The organism is Aliidongia dinghuensis (genome assembly GCF_014643535.1).
In the GTDB taxonomy this organism is placed as follows: domain Bacteria; phylum Pseudomonadota; class Alphaproteobacteria; order ATCC43930; family CGMCC-115725; genus Aliidongia; species Aliidongia dinghuensis.
On sequence record NZ_BMJQ01000017.1, the window covers coordinates 21,976 to 38,454 of the forward strand.

The 16,479-nt window shown below is 66.4% G+C and carries 15 protein-coding genes; 3 read left to right on the top strand and 12 right to left on the bottom strand.

The genetic code is table 11. From position 1 onward, the window contains the following. Window positions 1–54: 54 nt before the first annotated feature. The 11 genes from IEY58_RS26820 to IEY58_RS26870 all read right to left on the bottom strand — a co-directional run bounded on the left by IEY58_RS26820 (window position 55) and on the right by IEY58_RS26870 (window position 12,341). Window positions 55–1,245, bottom strand: a complete 1,191-nt coding sequence (locus IEY58_RS26820) for a 1-deoxy-D-xylulose-5-phosphate reductoisomerase (protein WP_189051241.1) — start codon at window positions 1,243–1,245, stop codon at window positions 55–57. Further along, a complete protein-coding gene (locus IEY58_RS26825) occupies window positions 1,236–1,997 on the bottom strand; it encodes a phosphatidate cytidylyltransferase (RefSeq protein WP_229743974.1) in 762 nt (253 codons plus the stop codon). The genes IEY58_RS26820 and IEY58_RS26825 overlap by 10 nt, the downstream gene beginning before the upstream one ends. Before the next feature lie 40 nt (window positions 1,998–2,037). After that, the gene (locus IEY58_RS26830) at window positions 2,038–2,778 is read right to left on the bottom strand and encodes an isoprenyl transferase (RefSeq protein WP_407648458.1); all 741 of its coding nucleotides are present in this window, start codon (window positions 2,776–2,778) and stop codon (window positions 2,038–2,040) included. Continuing rightward, complete coding sequence (gene frr, locus IEY58_RS26835) at window positions 2,778–3,299, bottom strand: ribosome recycling factor (RefSeq protein WP_189051361.1); 522 nt, start codon at window positions 3,297–3,299, stop codon at window positions 2,778–2,780. Before frr ends, IEY58_RS26830 begins: the two co-directional genes overlap by 1 nt. Window positions 3,300–3,337: 38 nt before the next feature. Beyond that, window positions 3,338–4,066, bottom strand: coding sequence for a UMP kinase (gene pyrH, locus IEY58_RS26840; protein WP_189051244.1), 729 nt, complete (start codon window positions 4,064–4,066; stop codon window positions 3,338–3,340). A gap of 192 nt (window positions 4,067–4,258) precedes the next feature. Further along, window positions 4,259–5,236: a translation elongation factor Ts gene (gene tsf / locus IEY58_RS26845; protein WP_407648460.1), complete on the bottom strand. Its 978-nt coding sequence runs from the start codon at window positions 5,234–5,236 to the stop codon at window positions 4,259–4,261. Window positions 5,237–5,332: 96 nt separating this feature from the next. Beyond that, the gene (rpsB, locus tag IEY58_RS26850; protein ID WP_189051246.1) at window positions 5,333–6,142 is read right to left on the bottom strand and encodes a 30S ribosomal protein S2; all 810 of its coding nucleotides are present in this window, start codon (window positions 6,140–6,142) and stop codon (window positions 5,333–5,335) included. Between the two features lie 241 nt (window positions 6,143–6,383). Further along, entirely contained in the window at window positions 6,384–6,881 is a 498-nt protein-coding gene (locus IEY58_RS26855; protein WP_189051247.1) for a copper chaperone PCu(A)C, read from the bottom strand. A gap of 53 nt (window positions 6,882–6,934) precedes the next feature. Then, entirely contained in the window at window positions 6,935–10,411 is a 3,477-nt protein-coding gene (gene dnaE, locus IEY58_RS26860; RefSeq protein ID WP_189051248.1) for a DNA polymerase III subunit alpha, read from the bottom strand. Between the two features lie 6 nt (window positions 10,412–10,417). Then, window positions 10,418–11,104 carry an ABC transporter ATP-binding protein gene (locus IEY58_RS26865; protein ID WP_189051249.1) on the bottom strand — a complete coding sequence of 229 codons (687 nt, stop codon included), beginning with the start codon at window positions 11,102–11,104 and terminating at the stop codon, window positions 10,418–10,420. Further along, window positions 11,097–12,341 carry a lipoprotein-releasing ABC transporter permease subunit gene (locus IEY58_RS26870; protein ID WP_189051250.1) on the bottom strand — a complete coding sequence of 415 codons (1,245 nt, stop codon included), beginning with the start codon at window positions 12,339–12,341 and terminating at the stop codon, window positions 11,097–11,099. Before IEY58_RS26870 ends, IEY58_RS26865 begins: the two co-directional genes overlap by 8 nt. 157 nt (window positions 12,342–12,498) lie before the next feature. Here IEY58_RS26870 and IEY58_RS26875 point away from each other — a divergent pair, with 157 nt between their 5' ends. Further along, on the top strand, window positions 12,499–13,608 hold the full coding sequence (locus IEY58_RS26875) for an NADH:flavin oxidoreductase/NADH oxidase (RefSeq protein WP_189051251.1): 1,110 nt from the start codon (window positions 12,499–12,501) through the stop codon (window positions 13,606–13,608). 324 nt (window positions 13,609–13,932) lie between these two features. Here the strand turns inward: IEY58_RS26875 and IEY58_RS26880 are convergent, their stop codons facing one another. Next, window positions 13,933–14,616, bottom strand: coding sequence for a GntR family transcriptional regulator (locus tag IEY58_RS26880; RefSeq protein WP_189051252.1), 684 nt, complete (start codon window positions 14,614–14,616; stop codon window positions 13,933–13,935). A gap of 87 nt (window positions 14,617–14,703) precedes the next feature. On the opposite strand from IEY58_RS26880, the gene IEY58_RS26885 reads away from it, so the two are divergent. Continuing rightward, window positions 14,704–15,612, top strand: coding sequence for a fumarylacetoacetate hydrolase family protein (locus tag IEY58_RS26885; RefSeq protein WP_189051253.1), 909 nt, complete (start codon window positions 14,704–14,706; stop codon window positions 15,610–15,612). Window positions 15,613–15,617: 5 nt separating this feature from the next. After that, window positions 15,618–16,454: a polysaccharide deacetylase family protein gene (locus tag IEY58_RS26890; protein WP_189051254.1), complete on the top strand. Its 837-nt coding sequence runs from the start codon at window positions 15,618–15,620 to the stop codon at window positions 16,452–16,454. The last annotated feature ends 25 nt before the right edge of the window (window positions 16,455–16,479 follow it).

Genomic DNA, 16,479 nt, shown 5'->3' on the forward strand with positions numbered 1-16,479 from the left:
CGATCGACGGATCGAATGGAAACAAACCGTTTCACGCCGGCCCGCGCACTTTCCTCACACCGCCGAACGGGCATAGCTCGCCGCCAGTTTAGCGGCAGTATCGCGGGCTTGTTTGTCAAAATTATGGACATCGTCGAGCGTGTCGATGGGGCCGACGGGGATCGCCGCCATCGTTCGCTCGACAATCTCGGCGATGTCGAGGAAGCCCACTTCCTCGTTGAGGAACGCGTGAACCGCAACTTCGTTCGCCGCGTTCAGCACGGTCGGCGCCGAGCCGCCGGCCTCAAGTGCCTCGCGCACGAGGCGCAGCGCCGGGAAACGCTCAGGATCGGGTGCCTCGAAGGTCAAGGTCGCGATCTGCGCCAGGTCGAGCCGCGGGCTCGGGCTCGCCATACGGTCGGGCCAGGCGAGCGTATAGGCGATCGGCGTACGCATGTCCGGCGAACCCAGCTGCGCCAGCACGGAGCCGTCGATATAGGCGACCAGGCTGTGGATGACCGACTGCGGGTGGACGACGATCTCGATCTTCTCCTGCGGCATCCGGAAGAGATGCTTCGCCTCGATCAGCTCCAGCCCCTTGTTCATCATGGTGGCGCTGTCGACGGAGATCTTGGCGCCCATCTTCCAATTGGGATGGGCGACCGCCTGGGCCGGCGTCTTCTTGGCCATCTCGGCCCGGTCGAGGGTGCGGAACGGCCCGCCGGACGCGGTCAGGATGATCTTCTCGATCGCCTCGGTACGCTCGAAATCGAACACCTGGAAGATCGCGTTGTGCTCGCTGTCGACCGGCAGCAGCGTGGCACCGGAGCGCGCCACCTCCTGCATGACGAGATCGCCGGCACAAACGAGCACCTCCTTGTTGGCAAGCGCCACGATGGCGCCGCGGCGGATCGCGGCCAGCGTCGGCGCCAGGCCGGCCGCGCCCACGATCGCAGCCATGACCCAGTCGGACTTGGCTGCCGCCGCCTCGACGAGCGCTTCAGGGCCGGCGGCAACACCGATGTTCCGGCCGGCCAGCGCTTCCTTGAGCGGCGCGTAGGCCGCCGGATCGCCAATCGCGACGGTGCGGGCGTCGAGCTCGATCGCCTGGCGGGCCAGCTGCTGCCAATCGCTGTTGGCGGTCAGCGCCTCCACCACATAGGCGCCGGGATTGCGCCGAATGAGGTCGATCGTGCTGGTGCCAACCGAGCCGGTCGACCCCAGGATGGTGACCGACCGTGGGGACCGCGAAGAGGCTAACGCCATGTCAAAACACTTCCGCCCGTGACAAGACTGAGGATGACGACTGCGAGCACAACCGCCAGCATGCCGTCGAGCCGATCGAGCAGGCCCCCATGTCCGGGAATGAGGTTGCTCGAATCCTTGGCGCCGAACCGGCGCTTGGCGAAGGATTCCGCCATATCGCCGATTTGCTCGACGATGGCAAGCACGCCGCTCAGCAGCGCAAGCTGCCCGACGCTGCCCGTGCCGACGACGAGGGCAGCGATCGCGCCGATGATGACGGCGGCGAGCACGCCGCCGAGCAGTCCCGCCCAGGTCTTCTTCGGACTGATGCGCGGCGCGAGCTTCGGGCCGCCGAGCGTGCGGCCCGCGGCATAGGCGGCGGTGTCGATCGCCCAGACGAGCGCCAGCAGCCAGTAGACGGTCGCAGCACCGTGCGCCGGCGCATCGCGCAGCCAGACGAAACCGATGCAGGGCACGATGATCCAGACGAGGCCGAACGCGGTCCAGAGCGGTGCCGCGTTGCGATCGCGGCCCAGGCGATGCTGAAGCGCGATGCCGAGCGCAGCCAGCACAAGGCCAAGCCAGGCGGCGGCATAGGCGCCGGCCACGACCGACAGGGCCGCAATGACGGCCAGCAGCAAATCATCGACCAGCCGCCGCGACCGGCCGACGAGGCGGCCCCACTCCCATGCCATGATGGCGGCCGCAAGGGCAGCCAGTCCCGATGTCCAGGGCGCGCCATACCAGACGGCGGCAAGTGCCACCGGGATCATGACCAGCGCCGAAGCGATCCTCGGACCGAGCGCGCTCCCGCTAGCGGGAGGAGCCGGCGGAGGCGCCGAAGCGGCGTTCTCTGCCATGATATTCCCGAATGGCGCTCTCGAGGTCGTCCCGCGAAAAGTCCGGCCAATGTTTGTCGATGAAAACGAGCTCGGCGTAGGCGCACTGCCAGAGCAGGAAGTTGCTGACGCGCTTTTCGCCGCTGGTGCGGATCAGCAGGTCCGGGTCCGGCATGTCGTGGGTGAAGAGATGGCGCGAGACCGTCTCCTCATCGACCTCCTCGGGATCAAGCGTCCCGGCGCGCACGGCCATGGCGATCGCCTTGGCCGCATGGGCGATCTCGTCGCGCCCGCCATAGGAAAGCGCGATGGTCAGCGTCAGGTTCGCATTGTCCGCCGTCAGCCGCTCGCCATTTTCGATGAGCGCGCGGATGTCATCGGACAGGCGGGAGCGCTGGCCGATGATGCGCAGCCGAACGCCCTCGCGATGCAGCTCAGCGATCTCGCTGCGCAGATAGAGCCGCAGAAGGCCCATGAGGTCGTTGACCTCGGCCAGGGGGCGCCGCCAGTTCTCCGACGAGAAGCCGTAGAGCGTCAGGTAGCGAATGCCGAGCGCCTTCGCCGCCTTGACCGCGTCGCGCACGGACTCGACCCCGCGCTTGTGGCCGACCAGACGCGGCATGCCGCGGGCCTTCGCCCAGCGCCCGTTGCCGTCCATGATGATTGCCACATGCGCCGGTGGCGCGGGCGACAAGGGAAGTCCGTCCATGGACATCAGACCTGCGCGATCTCTTTTTCCTTCTGGGCCAACGCCTCGTCGACCTTCTTGATGTAATCGTCGGTCAGGGTCTGGATTTCGGCCTGGATGCGGCGCTGCTCGTCCTGGCTGATCTCGCCGTCCTTCTCAAGCTTCTTCAGCCCGTCGATGCCGTCGCGACGGACATTGCGCACCGAGACACGCGCCTGCTCGGTGTATTTCGCCGCGACCTTGATGAGCTCCCGCCGGCGCTCTTCGTTCAGGTCCGGAATCGGCACGCGGAGCGTCTGGCCGTCGGCCTGGGGATTGAGGCCCAGACCGGCGTCGCGGATCGCCTTCTCGACCGGCTTCAGGAGTGCCTTGTCCCAGACCTGGACAATGATCATGCGCGGCTCCGGCACGCTCACCGTGCCGCACTGGTTGAGCGGCATGGTACTGCCGTAGGCCTCGACCATCACCGGGTCGAGCAGGCTCGCCGACGCGCGGCCAGTCCGCAAGCCTGCGAACTCCTTCCGGAGAGCCTCGAGCGCGCCTTCCATGCGGCGCTTCAAATCCTTGGTCAAACCGTCGGCCACGATCAACCCTCTGCGTCCGTAATAATCGTATAGAGTCCCCGTCCCGTCACCACGTCGGCAAAGCCGCCGGGCTTGAACAGCGAGAACACCAGGATAGGAATGTTGCTCTCGCGTGCCAAGGAAATCGCCGAGGCATCCATGACCTTGAGATCCTTAGACAGCACGTCGAGATAAGACAGGCGCTCATATCGCTTGGCGCCGGGCGTCTTCTTGGGGTCGGCGTCATAGACGCCGTCGACCTTCGTCGCCTTCAGGAGCGCATCGCACCCCATCTCCGACGCACGCAGCGCCGCCGCCGTATCGGTCGTGAAGAACGGGTTGCCGGTACCGGCCGCGAAGATCACCACCCGCCCCTTCTCCATGTGCCGGATCGCCCGGCGGCGGATATAGGGCTCGCACACCGCCTGCATCGAGATCGCCGACTGAACCCGGGTCATCACGCCCACGCGCTCGAGCGCCGACTGCATGGCGAGCGAATTGATGATCGTCGCCATCATGCCCATGTAGTCCGCGTTCGAGCGGTCCATGCCCGAGGCGGCACCCGAGACGCCGCGAAAGATGTTGCCGCCGCCGATCACCAGGCAGACCTGCACGCCCAGGCGCTGCACCGCCTTCACTTCCTCGGCGATGCGATTGACGATGGCCGGGTCGAGCCCGAACTCCCGCTCGCCCATCAAGGCTTCGCCCGACAGCTTGAGGAGGACGCGGCGATAGACGGGATCGGAGGACATCAGGACGCGCGACCTTCTTCTGGGCGATGTCGGCTGATCAGGACAGTTCCTGTCGTGATACTGCGCCTGAGCCGTCGAGGCAAACGCCAAGCGGCCGCCGTTGATCCATCCTCGGACCTCGACCGGCGAATAAGGCGCCGGATCAGCCGGCACGGCCGATGCTGAGGCATCGGCCGTGCCCTCTGTCAGCGATCAGGACTTGAGCGTGGCCGCCACTTCGGCCGCGAAATCCTGCGTTTCCTTCTCGATGCCGTCGCCCAGCACGAAGCGCGCGAAGCCCGCGAGCTTGATCGGGGCGCCCGCCGCCTTGCCGGCGTTCTCGACGACCTTCGAGATCTTGGTCTCGCCGTCGACGACGTAGACCTGCTCGAGCAGGACCACTTCCTCGTAGTACTTGCGCACCCGGCCCTCGACCATCTTCTCGATGATCGCTTCCGGCTTGCCGCTGGCACGCGCCTGCTCCTTCAACACGTCGCGCTCGCGCTCGAGCGCCGAGGCGTCGACCGAGGCGACGTCGAGGAACAGCGGCGAGGCGGCGGCGACATGCATCGCGAGCTGCCGGCCGAGCTGGTTCAGCGTCGCGGCGTCAGCCGCCGACTCGAGCGCCACCAGCACGCCGATCTTGCCGAGGCCCGGGATCAGCTGATTATGGACATAGCCGACAACGACGCCCTGCGGCACTTCGAGCCGCGCGATGCGGCGCAAGTTCATGTTCTCGCCGATGGTCGCGACGAGATGGGTCAAGTGCGCCTCGACGGTCGCATTGAACGCCGGCACATGGACTTCTTTGACCTTGGCGACATCGTCGCCATGCTCGACAGCGAGCTGGGTCACGCCGGTCACGAGCTCCTGGAACTTCTCGTTGCGCGCGACGAAGTCGGTCTCGGCATTCACCTCGACGACGACGCCGACATTGCCGACGGTCGCGACGCCGACCAGGCCTTCGGCTGCGACGCGGCCCGCCTTCTTGGCGGCGGCAGCAAGGCCCTTCTTGCGCAGCCAGTCGATCGCCTGCTCGATGTCGCCGGCGACCTCACCCAGGGCCCGCTTGCAATCCATCATGCCCGCGCCCGTCTTCTCGCGCAGCTCTTTGACCAAAGCGGCGGTGATCTCTGCCATCGCTGTTCTCCTAGGAATTCGTCGCATAACGGGTGCGGTCCCAAGCAGCATTCCGGCTTCGGACCGCGAAAATTTCCGCTCATTAAAGCGGCGCGTCGGCCACCTTCCGGCAGCCGACGCGGCTCACTTCACGCGAGGACGGGCCGTTCAGGCGCCGGGCTGAGCTTCCTCGTCCCCCTCGGCCGGGGCGGCCTCGAGCGCTTCTTCGTCGCTCGGCACTTCCTCGACCACTTCCTCGGCCTCGCCGACGTCGACGCCGGACGCCATCAGCTCGGCCTGGATGCCCGAGAGCACCGAGCTCGAGATCAGGTCGCAGTAAAGGTTGATCGCGCGCATCGCGTCGTCGTTGCCCGGGATCGGGAACGCGACATGGTCCGGCGACGAGTTGCTGTCGATCACGGCGACGACCGGGATGTTGAGCTTCGTCGCTTCCTCGATCGCGATCTTCTCCTTGTTGGTGTCGATCACGAAGATGAGGTCCGGCAGGCCGCCCATCTCCTTGATGCCGCCCAGCGCGCGCTCCAGCTTGTCGCGGTCGCGGGTCAGCTCCAGGAGCTCGCGCTTGGTCATGCCGGGCGGCGGGTTCGAGATCTTCTCGTCGAGCTCGCGCAGGCGCTTGATCGACAGCGAGATGGTCTTGAAGTTCGTGAGCATGCCGCCGAGCCAGCGGTGGTTCACGAAATACTGGCCGCAACGCCGCGCGGCGGCAGCGACCGGCTCCTGCGCCTGGCGCTTCGTGCCGACGAACAGCACGCGGCCGCCGCTGGCGGTCGTCTGGCGCACCGCATCGAGCGCGCGGGCGAGCAGCGGAACCGTCTGCTCGAGATCGATCACATGCACGCCGTTGCGCACGCCGAACAGATACGGCTGCATCTTCGGGTTCCAGCGGCGGGTGTGATGGCCGAAGTGAACGCCAGCCTCGAGCAGCTGACGCATGGTGAAGCTCGGAATCGTCATGGTGTCGTTCAGACCCTTGTTTTCCGGTTGAGCCACCGCGGGAGAACCCCATCAAGGGGACCGGAGCCAGCGCGACCGGACTCTTGGATCCGGCCACGGGCAAACCCGCGTGAGTTTTTGCGACAATCGCGGCCGAGGTGATAGGCCGGAGCGCCCGATTTTGCAAGGGAAACCCGGCGGCGTTTTCTTTAGGCAGCCTTGCATCAAAGGAATTGGCCGCCCGCCACCTGCGAGTGCCGGCTCAGTCGAGCTTTATGCCCTTCGGCACCGCCGGCATGCCGGACGACGGCGGCAGGTCGAGCAGCTTCACCACGACGTCGCGGCTGCCGGCATTGGCGAAGCGCAGCGTCACCGGGAAACTATCGCCCGTCTTCAGCTTCTGCTTGACGCCGCGCAGGATCAGGTGCGCCGCACCCGGCTGCAGCACGGTCGGCGCATGGGAATCGAGCTCGAGCGCCAGCACAGGCTCGAGGCTCTCGCCCCTGCCCTTGCTCCTGGGCATGAGATCGAGGATGTCGATCTTGTCCGCAATCGGCGACGCGGCACCGATCAGCACGTCGCGCGCGTCCTTGGCGAGGCTGATGCTCAGATAGACGAAGACCACATGGGCACGGGTGCTGCGATGCGCCCAGGCACCGTCGACCGAGACCGGTTCAGCCGCCGCGGCGGCACAGGCGGACCAGACGAGGAAAACGACAGGGACGCACCGACACAGCGCCCTCAGCAGAAAACCGGCCATACCAGAGCTTCGGCCCCCTCTGTTTCAAAAGATGTCGACAGTCGACCCGAGTATCAGAAATCGCTGACATCGGCCACACCCGGGATCGCCTTGACCGCCGAGCGGGTTTCGCCGCCGATTGGAAAGAAGCCCGGCAAGGTCAGCTCGACCTCGCGCCGGTCGGCCGGAACGACGAGCTTCACCTTGCCGGTCTTGCCGCGCCCGGCATCGCGCAGGAACAACGCCTTCAAGCCCTCGACGCCGCTCGGGTCCTTGAGCACGACGCGCAGGCCGGCCGACGATGCGGCAGCGGCGTTGTCGAGCGTCTCGATCGACTGGGCGGTGAGCCGCACATTGTCGTCCTCGAGCTTGGCGTCGCACGTGACGAGCAGCGGCTGGCCGCTATCGAGCAGCGGACGCGACTGCGCCAGGATCTCGGAAAACAGCATGATCTCGTACATGCCGGTCAGGTCCGACATGCTGACGAAGGCAAAGCGGTTGCCCTTGGCCGACGTGCGCTCCTTGCGGCCGCCCACGATGCCGGCCAGGCGCACGCGCCCGGGCTTGCCGCTCATGAGATGGGCGACGAGCCGGCCGGACGGCACGACGCCGAGGCGCTTCAGCGCGGTCTCGTACGGGTCGAGCGGATGGGCCGAGAGATAGAAGCCGATCGCCTCGAACTCCTGGCCCAACCGGTCCATGCTCGGCCATTCGACCACGGCCGGCAGCGGGGGCGAACTGTGCTTCAATCCCGTCGTGCCGCCGAACAGGTTGGTTTGGCTCGTCCCCCGCTCGCCTGCCACCGTCGCGGCATGGCGCATGATGAGCTCGGCCGCGGCGAAAGTCTGGGCCCGGTTCGGGTTGATACTGTCGAAGGCGCCGGCCTTGGCCAGGTTTTCGAACTGGCGCTTGTTGAACTGCTTCGTCTCGAGCCGCTCGGCGAAATCGAACAGGCTCTTGAACGGCCCGTTGCGCCGGCGCTCGGCGACGATTGCCCGCATGGCCTCGGCGCCGACGCCCTTGACCGCGGCGAGCGCATAGCGGATCGCGGCCTCCTCGCCCTTGCCCTCGACCGAGAACTCGACCTCGGAGCGGTTGATGTCGGGCGGCAGGAGCTTGACGCCCATGCGCTGCAGTTCCTGGCGGAACACGTTCAGCTTGTCGGTATTGCCGAGATCGAGCGTCATGGACGCGGCCATCAGCTCGACCGGGAAATGCGCCTTGAGATAAGCGGTATGGAACGCGACCAGCGAATAGGCGGCCGCATGGCTCTTGTTGAAGCCGTAGCCCGCGAACTTCGCCATCTTGTCGAAGATCATCTCGGCCAGCTCGAGTGCCACGCCGTTCTTGACGGCGCCCTCGCAGAACATCTTCCGCTGGTTGTCCATCTCGGCCTTGATCTTCTTGCCCATGGCTCGGCGTAGAAGATCGGCACCGCCCAGCGTATAGCCGCCCATGACCTGGGCGATCTGCATGACCTGCTCCTGGTAGATCATGATGCCGTAGGTCTCCTCCAGGATGCCCTGGAGCGAGGGATGCATGTAGTCGGGCTCCTGCTGCCCGTGCTTGACCGCGATATATTCCGGGATCAGGTCCATCGGGCCCGGGCGATAGAGCGAGACCGCGGCCAGGAGGTCTTCGAACCGGTTCGAGCGCATCTTCTTCAGAAGATCGCGCATGCCGGCACCTTCGAACTGGAACACGCCGACCGTCTCGCCGCGCGCCAGCATCTCGAAGGTTGCCGGATCGTCGAGCGGTATCGTCAAAAGATCGAGCCCATGGCCGCGCTCATGGACGAGCCGCACCGCCTGCTCGATCACGGTCAAGGTCTTCAGCCCCAGGAAGTCGAACTTCACCAGGCCCGCGTCCTCGACGAACTTCATGTTGAACTGGGTGACCGGCATGTCCGAGCGCGGGTCGCGGTAGAGTGCGAGCAGCTTGTGCAGCGGCCGGTCGCCGATCACCACGCCGGCCGCGTGGGTGGACGCGTGGCGATACAAGCCCTCGAGCTTGATCGCGAGGCCGATCAGGCGGCCGACCGTCTCGTCGCCGTCGCGCAACGCCCGGAGCTGCTCGTCGGCGTCGAGCGCCTGCTGCAGCGTCACCGGGTTGGCCGGGTTGTTCGGCACGAGCTTGCTGATCTTGTCGACCTGGCCGTAGGGCATCTGCAGCACGCGCCCGACGTCGCGCAGCACGGCGCGCGCCTGCAGCTTACCGAAGGTGATGATCTGCGCGACCCGGTCGCGGCCGTATTTCTCCTGGACGTAGCGGATGACCTCTTCGCGCCGGTCCTGGCAGAAATCGACGTCGAAGTCGGGCATCGAGACGCGTTCCGGGTTGAGGAAGCGCTCGAAGAACAGGCTGAGGGCCAGTGGATCCAGATCGGTGATCGTGCAGGACCAGGCGACGAGCGAGCCGGCACCCGAGCCGCGGCCCGGCCCGACCGGAATGCCTTGCGCCTTGGCCCAGCGGATGAAGTCGGCGACGATCAGGAAATAGCCGCAGAAGCCCATGTTCTCGATGACGGCGAGCTCGAAGTCGAGCCGCTCGCGATAGCGCTTCTCGACCGCCCCCCGGTCGTCCTCGGGCTTCAGCTGCGGGAAGACCTGGCGCTCGAGCCGCACGGTCAGCCCGTCGTGCGACATGGCGCGCAGTTCCGCCTTCTCGTCGCGGCCTGATTCGGTCGGGAACGGCGGCAGGATCGGCTTGATCTTCTTGACCCAGAACGCGCAACGCCGCGCGATCACCAGGGTATTGTCGCAAGCCTCGGGCAGATCGGCGAACAGCGCCCGCATCTCGGCGGCGCTCTTGAAGTGGTGCTCCGGCGTCAGGCGCCGGCGGTTGTCGACATTGACCGTGACGCCGTCGGCAATGCACAGCAGTGCGTCGTGCGCCTCGTAGAAGTCCCGATGCGCGAAATAGACGTTGTTGGTCGCGACCAGCGGCACGTCATGGGCATAGGCGAGATCGACCAGATCGCCCTCGATACGGTCCTCGTCAGCCATGTCGTGACGCATCAGCTCGACATAGAGCCGGTTCGGAAAGATTTCCTTGAGCCGAACGAGCGTCGCCTCGGCCGCGGCGGCGTTGCCTTCGATGAGGCGCTTGCCGACCGGGCCCATGGGGCCGCCGGTCAGGCACAGGAGATCGCCGCTTAGGCCCGCGAGATCGTCGAGCGAGACCTGCGGCGCCTCGATCCCGTCGGTCTCGAGAAAGGATTTCGAGACCAGCTCGATCAGGTTCTGGTAGCCCTGCTGGCTCTGGCACAGCAGCACGACCGGCTCCGGATCGGGCAGCCCCTTGTTCTGCCGCCCCTGCTCCTGCGCCGGGGCGCGGATGCCGAGTTCGCAGCCGATGATCGGCTGGATGCCCTCGCCCGACATGGTGACCGAGAATTCGAGCGCGCCGAACAGGTTGCCGGTGTCGGTCACGGCGACCGCCGGCATCTCCTGTTTCTTGCAGAGCCCGTAGAGCTCCTTGATCTTGATGGCGCCGGCCGACAGCGAATAGGCGGAGTGAACCCGGAGATGGACGAAATCCGCATGCGCCATAAGTAATCAGCTCCGCTCGATCAGCACGCCATCTTCCAGCGCCACGATCCGGTCCATCCGCCGCGCCAGCTCGAGATTGTGGGTCGCGATGAGCGCGCCCAGACCGACGTTGCGCACAATCGCGATGAGCGCGTTCATGACGTCGTCCGCCGTGTGATGGTCGAGATTGCCGGTCGGCTCGTCGCCGATCAAGATGCGCGGCGCATTGGCGAGCGCCCGCACGATCGCGACGCGCTGCTGCTCGCCGCCCGACAGCTTCGCCGGCCGGTGGCTCGCCCGCTTCGTGAGCCCGACCATGGAGAGCAGCTCCATCGCCCGCGCCCGCGCCTCGCCCTTGCCGAGCCCCGCGATCATCTGCGGCAGCATGACGTTCTCGACCGCCGAGAATTCCGGCAGCAGATGGTGGAACTGATAGACGAAGCCGATCGTCGTGCGCCGCATCTGCGTACGTTCGGCGTCGCCCATCCGCCCGCAGTCCCGGCCTTCGACCCGGACCTGGCCGCCGTCCGGCCGCTCGAGCAGGCCGGCCACGTGCAGCAGGGTCGACTTGCCGGCGCCCGACGGGCCGACGAGGGCGACGAGCTCGCCCGGATGGAGCGTCAGCGACGCGCCGCGCAGCACCGGCAGCGGCTCGCTCGCCTGCTGGTAAGTGCGCTGAATATCGACCAGCTCGAGAGCGGGAACGTCACTCATAACGGAGCGCCTCGACCGGATCGAGCCGTGCCGCCCGCCAGGATGGATATATCGTCGCGAGGAACGACAGTGCGAACGCCATGCCGACCACGGCCGCGACCTCGGCCGGCTCGACCTTGGCCGGAAGCGTCGACAGGAAATAGATCTCGGCATTGAACAGGTCGGTGCCGGTGAAGTGCTGCAGGATCTGCCGGATCGACTCGATATTGTCGGCAAATGCCAAGCCAAGGCCGAAGCCCAAGATCGTGCCGACGACGCCGACCGAGGCGCCGGCCAGGAAGAAGATGCGCAGGATCATGCCCTGCGTCGCGCCCATGGTACGCAGGATCGCAATGTCGTGCGCCTTGTCCTTCACCAGCATGATCATGCTCGAGATGATGTTGAACGCGGCGACGACGATGATCAGCGTTAAGATCAGGAACATCACGTTCCGTTCGGTCTGGATCGCGTTGAAATAGGCCGATTGCGACTGCGTCCAGTCGAGCACGCGCGCGGTCGGGCCGGCGACCTGGCGGACCTGCTGGCTTACCGGCTGGATATTGTCCGGATCCTTGACGAAAACCTCGAGCGAAGAGGCGGCACCCGGCACCTTGAAGAACAGCTGTGCCGCCGAGAGCGGCATGAACACGAAGCTGCCGTCGTAGTGATATTCGCCGACATTGAAGATGGCGGCGATCTTGTAGCTCTTGACCCGGGGCGTCGTGCCGAACGCCGTCGGATTGCCATCGGGCGACAGCACCGACAGCGAATCGCCGAGCCGGACGCCCATCGAGCGCGCGAGCCCGTCGCCGATCATGATCGAATCGTCATCGAGTGCCTCGAGCGAGCCCGCCACGATATGATCGGCGATGAGCGGCTGCGCCTTCAGGTCGCTGACCTTCTCACCGCGCACGAGCGCGCCGATCGCATGGCCGGGGGACGAGACCAGGACCTGCCCCTCGACCAGCGGGTGCACGGCGACGACGCCGGGGACCAGCGCGATCTTGCCCGTGATCGCATCGTAATTGCCGAGGCTGCCGGACGTGCCATAGACGTTGAGATGGCCGTTCACGCCCAGGATCTTGCCGAGGAACTCCTCGCGGAATCCGTTCATGACCGACATGACGATGATCAGCGTGGCGACGCCCAGCGCAATGCCGAGCAGGGAGAAGCCGGCGATGACGGAGATGAAGCCCTCCTGCCGCCTGGCTCTCAGATAGCGGAAGGCGATCATCCGCTCGAACTTGCCGAAGATCATGGTCGGGGTTGAACTCTAGGGGAATCGGGAAGCGTCCGGAGACAGGCGAACATATCCGGCGAAATGTGGCGGACTGTAGGCGAAGCGCCGCCGGCCTGTCCACCGCCCCACCGAAGCATCTTGTCCGCCGATCGGCGTTGCCCATTTCCTTGGGATTATGATCGATCCCGCCCCCGCCCTCTTCCGCCCGATCACGCTCAGCGGCCTCAAGCTCGCCAACCGCATCGTGATCGCCCCCATGTGCCAATACAGCGCGCGCGACGGCGTCGCCCAGCCCTGGCACCTCCAGCATCTGGGCAGCCTCGCCGTCGGCGGCGCCGGCCTGCTCATGACCGAGGCGACCGCGGTCGAACCTGAGGGCCGCATCACGCTCGGCTGCCTCGGCCTCTACAATGACGAGACCGAGGAGGCGCTCGCCCGCACCATCGCCGGCATCCGCAGCTTCTCGGCCACGCCGATCGGCATGCAGATCTCGCACGCCGGCCGCAAGGCGGCGTCGCACGTGCCGTGGGAGGGCGGCGGGCCGCTCACCGCCGCCGAAGGCGCCTGGCAGCCGTCGGCACCCTCGCCGCTCGCCAACCTCGACGGCTGGCAGACGCCAGAGGCGCTCGACGAGGCCGGCCTCGAACGCATCAAGGCTGCCTTCGTCGCGACCGCGCGCCGGGCGCTGCGCATCGGCATCGACCTCCTGGAACTGCATGGCGCCCACGGCTATCTGCTGCATACGTTCCTGTCGCCGCTCAGCAACCAGCGCACCGATCGCTACGGCGGCAGCCGAGAAAATCGCCTGCGCTTACCGCTCGAAGTGTTCGACGCGGTTCGCGCGCTCTGGCCCGCGGACAAGCCGCTCGGCGTCCGCGTCTCGGCGACCGACTGGCTCGACGGCGGCCTCACCATCGCCGACACGATCGCCTTCGGGCACGAACTCAAGGCGCGCGGCGTCGATTATGTCTGCGTGTCGAGCGGCGGCATCGGTCGGCCGCGCATCCCGGTCGGCGAGGGCTACCAGGTGCCTTTGGCCCGCCAGTTCCGCGCCGAGACGGGCATCGCCACCCGGGCGGTCGGCATGATCGTCGACGCGGATCATGCGGAGCGGATTGTCGCCGACGGCGACGCCGACATGGTCGCCTTCGCGCGCGCGGTCATCGACAATCCGCGTTGGCCGTGGCACGCCGCCGCCCGACTCGGTGCCAAGCTCGCCTATCCGCCGCAGTACGAGCGCGGCGCCCCAGCGCTCTGGCCCGGATTCGGCGTCGCTCACGGTTGAGAATCGCTCATATCTAAGGCAGCGAAAGCGCATGCGATTTGTTGCATATTTTTTGCGCAACAAATTACAGGCCCGTGTGCGACCTCGCGATTTTTCGCGCAATCCTGCAAAAAACTGCGTGACGGACCTGCCGATTATTCGTACAGTCGGCTGGCAAAAAAGAAGGCCCGCACCATTGCTGGCACAGGCCTGAGTTTAGGGAGGAACCGCAGCTCGCTCTCGGCATGCACCGAGCGCAGCTACAACAAAGACTCTGCACAAAGACAGAGCGTTATGGCAAGAGGCCTTGGCCCTTGCCATTTTTTTTGTCAGCACTCCGGATCTTTACTCGCGTGACGCGGCACCGACCAGGGCAGCGCGCACGAGTTCTTCCGTATTCGCCATATGCCGGGTCAGGAGTGCCACGGCACCGTCTCCGTTGCGACGAAGTGCCGCTTCCATGATCTGGGTATGCTCGTCGGCATCGTCGCGCCGATCGGACGAGGCGATGCGCGAGACGTGGCGATAGCGGTCGGCCGCATCGAACAGAGCCGCGCATTGCTCCATGAGGCGGCGTGAGCCGCAGGCGGCGATGAGTGCCGCATGGAAGTCGCGATGCGCCCGCTCCCATGCGGCGCTGCGTCGTCCGTCGACCGGGCTCGTTTCCTTGGGCGCGCGCATCAGCCGGTAGTGCGCGACCACCAGCCCCTCCTCCCACGCGGCGTCGCCCGCAGAGATCGCGGCTCTCAGCGCGATCTCGTTCAGCCAGCAGCGCATGCGCGTCAGATCGCTGAGGTCCTCGAGATCGAGCGGCGCCACGCGGAAGCCGCGCTGGTCCAGCTGCTGCACCAGCCCCTCGGCGGACAGGCGATTCAGCGCCTCGCGCATCGGGCTCGCCCCGATGCCGAACCGCTCGCACAGCTGGCGGATATGCAGCCGGCTGCCCGGCACCTGGTCGCCGTCCAGGATCTCACGGCGCAGTTGCGCATAGGTGCTTGAGGCCAGCGTGCCGGCAACCAGATCGATCATTTTTCGCTCACGTCAAAAATATCGATTTTATCTTGAATGACTCATTTTCATCGATTTTAGTAGCGCAATGCAAGCAGGGAGGATCGCATGCGTTTCGCCAGTTTCATCGATGGTCAGCGGGCCGGCTATGGCATCGTCTTGGCCGGAGACCATCTCCTTGATCTGACAGCGGCCGGCAAGACGGCCGCCCAGCCGCTCCCTGCCGATCTCGCCGGCTTCATCGCCGCCGGCGCGCCGGCGCTCGAGATCGCTCGTCAATTGGCCGACCGGGCGGACCAGGCATCGCTGCGGTCGATCGCCTCGGTCCGGCTGGTGGCGCCCATTCCGCGTCCGGCGAAGAACGTGTTCTGCATCGGCCGGAACTATCTCGATCACGTAGCGGAAGGCTACCGGGCGCGCGGTACCGAGACGAAGGTGCCGGAGGTGCCGCAGATCTTCACCAAGCCGCCGACTGCGGTCATCGGCCCGGACGAGCCCTTCGCACTCGACGCCGCCGTCAGCGCCAAGATCGACTACGAGGTCGAGCTGGCGCTCATCATCGGCAAGGCCGGCCGCGACATCCCGGCCGAACGCGCGTGGGACCATATCTTCGGCTTCACCATCCTGAATGACATCACCGCGCGCGACCTGCAGCGCCGCCACGAGCAATGGTTCAAGGGCAAGGGGCTCGACCGGTCCTGCCCGATGGGCCCGGTCGTGGTCACGCGCGACGAGATCGCCGATCCGACCGAGTTCGAACTATCGCTGACCGTCAACGGCGAAGCGCGGCAGCGCGCCAAGGTCGGCCAGATGATCTTTCCGATCCCGACGATCATCGCGTCGCTCTCGGCCGGCTTGACACTCGAGCCCGGTGATATCATCGCGACCGGCACGCCGTCGGGCGTCGGCTATGCCATGGATCCGCCGCGTTATCTCGCACCCGGCGACCATGTCGTGTGCACGATTTCCGGGATCGGCCGGCTCGCGACGCCGATCACCGCCTACGAGCGGACCTGAGCGGCATGGCGACCCATTCGCTGCCGGCGGCGTGGCCGGCCGACCGCTCGCTCGCCGTCTCGGTCAGCGTCATGCTCGAAGGCTGGGCCGACGGGAGCGCGCCCGGCATCGGGCCGATGGGCAACCCGCTCAAAGCCGGCACGCTCGATCTGCAGGCGCGATCCTGGGCCGACTACGGCCCGAAGGCCGGTGTCTGGCGCCTCCTCGACGTACTGGCCGAAACCGGGACGAGGGCAACCTTCTACGTGAGCGGCCTGCTCGCCGAGCGCCATCCCGACCTGATGCGCGCGATCGCGGCCTCTGGCCATGCGATCGCCGCCCACGGTTGGACCCAGGACGTCATCCCCGCGACCCAATCGGCCGAGGACGAAGCGCGCGACATCGCGCGTTGCCTTGCGACCCTGACCGAGACGGCCCGTACGCGTCCGCTCGGCTGGATCAGCCCGCGCTGCACGCCCAGCGAACGAACGACGGCGCTGCTCGCCGGATCGGGTTTCACCTGGCATGCCGACTTCTTCGACAGCGACCTGCCCTATCGGATCGAGACCGCGGCGGGGCCGATGATCGCCGTGCCGTTCACCATGGAGGTGAACGACCTGCCGCTCTCCATCCGCTATGGCAACGAACCCGAGGCCTTCACGCGCATCCTCGGCCGGATCGTCGAACATTGGCAGACACTCGGCAACCGGCCGGGCTGCCTCGACATCACGGTCCATGCCCATGTGTTCGGCCGGCCGATGGGCGCCATCGAGTTCAGGCAATCGCTCGATATCGTTCGAAGGCGCGGCGATGTCGCATGGCTCACGCACCATCAGGCGCTGGCGGGCCTGTTCGGCGCCTGACCTAAGAAGAACCCAAATCGAGAAG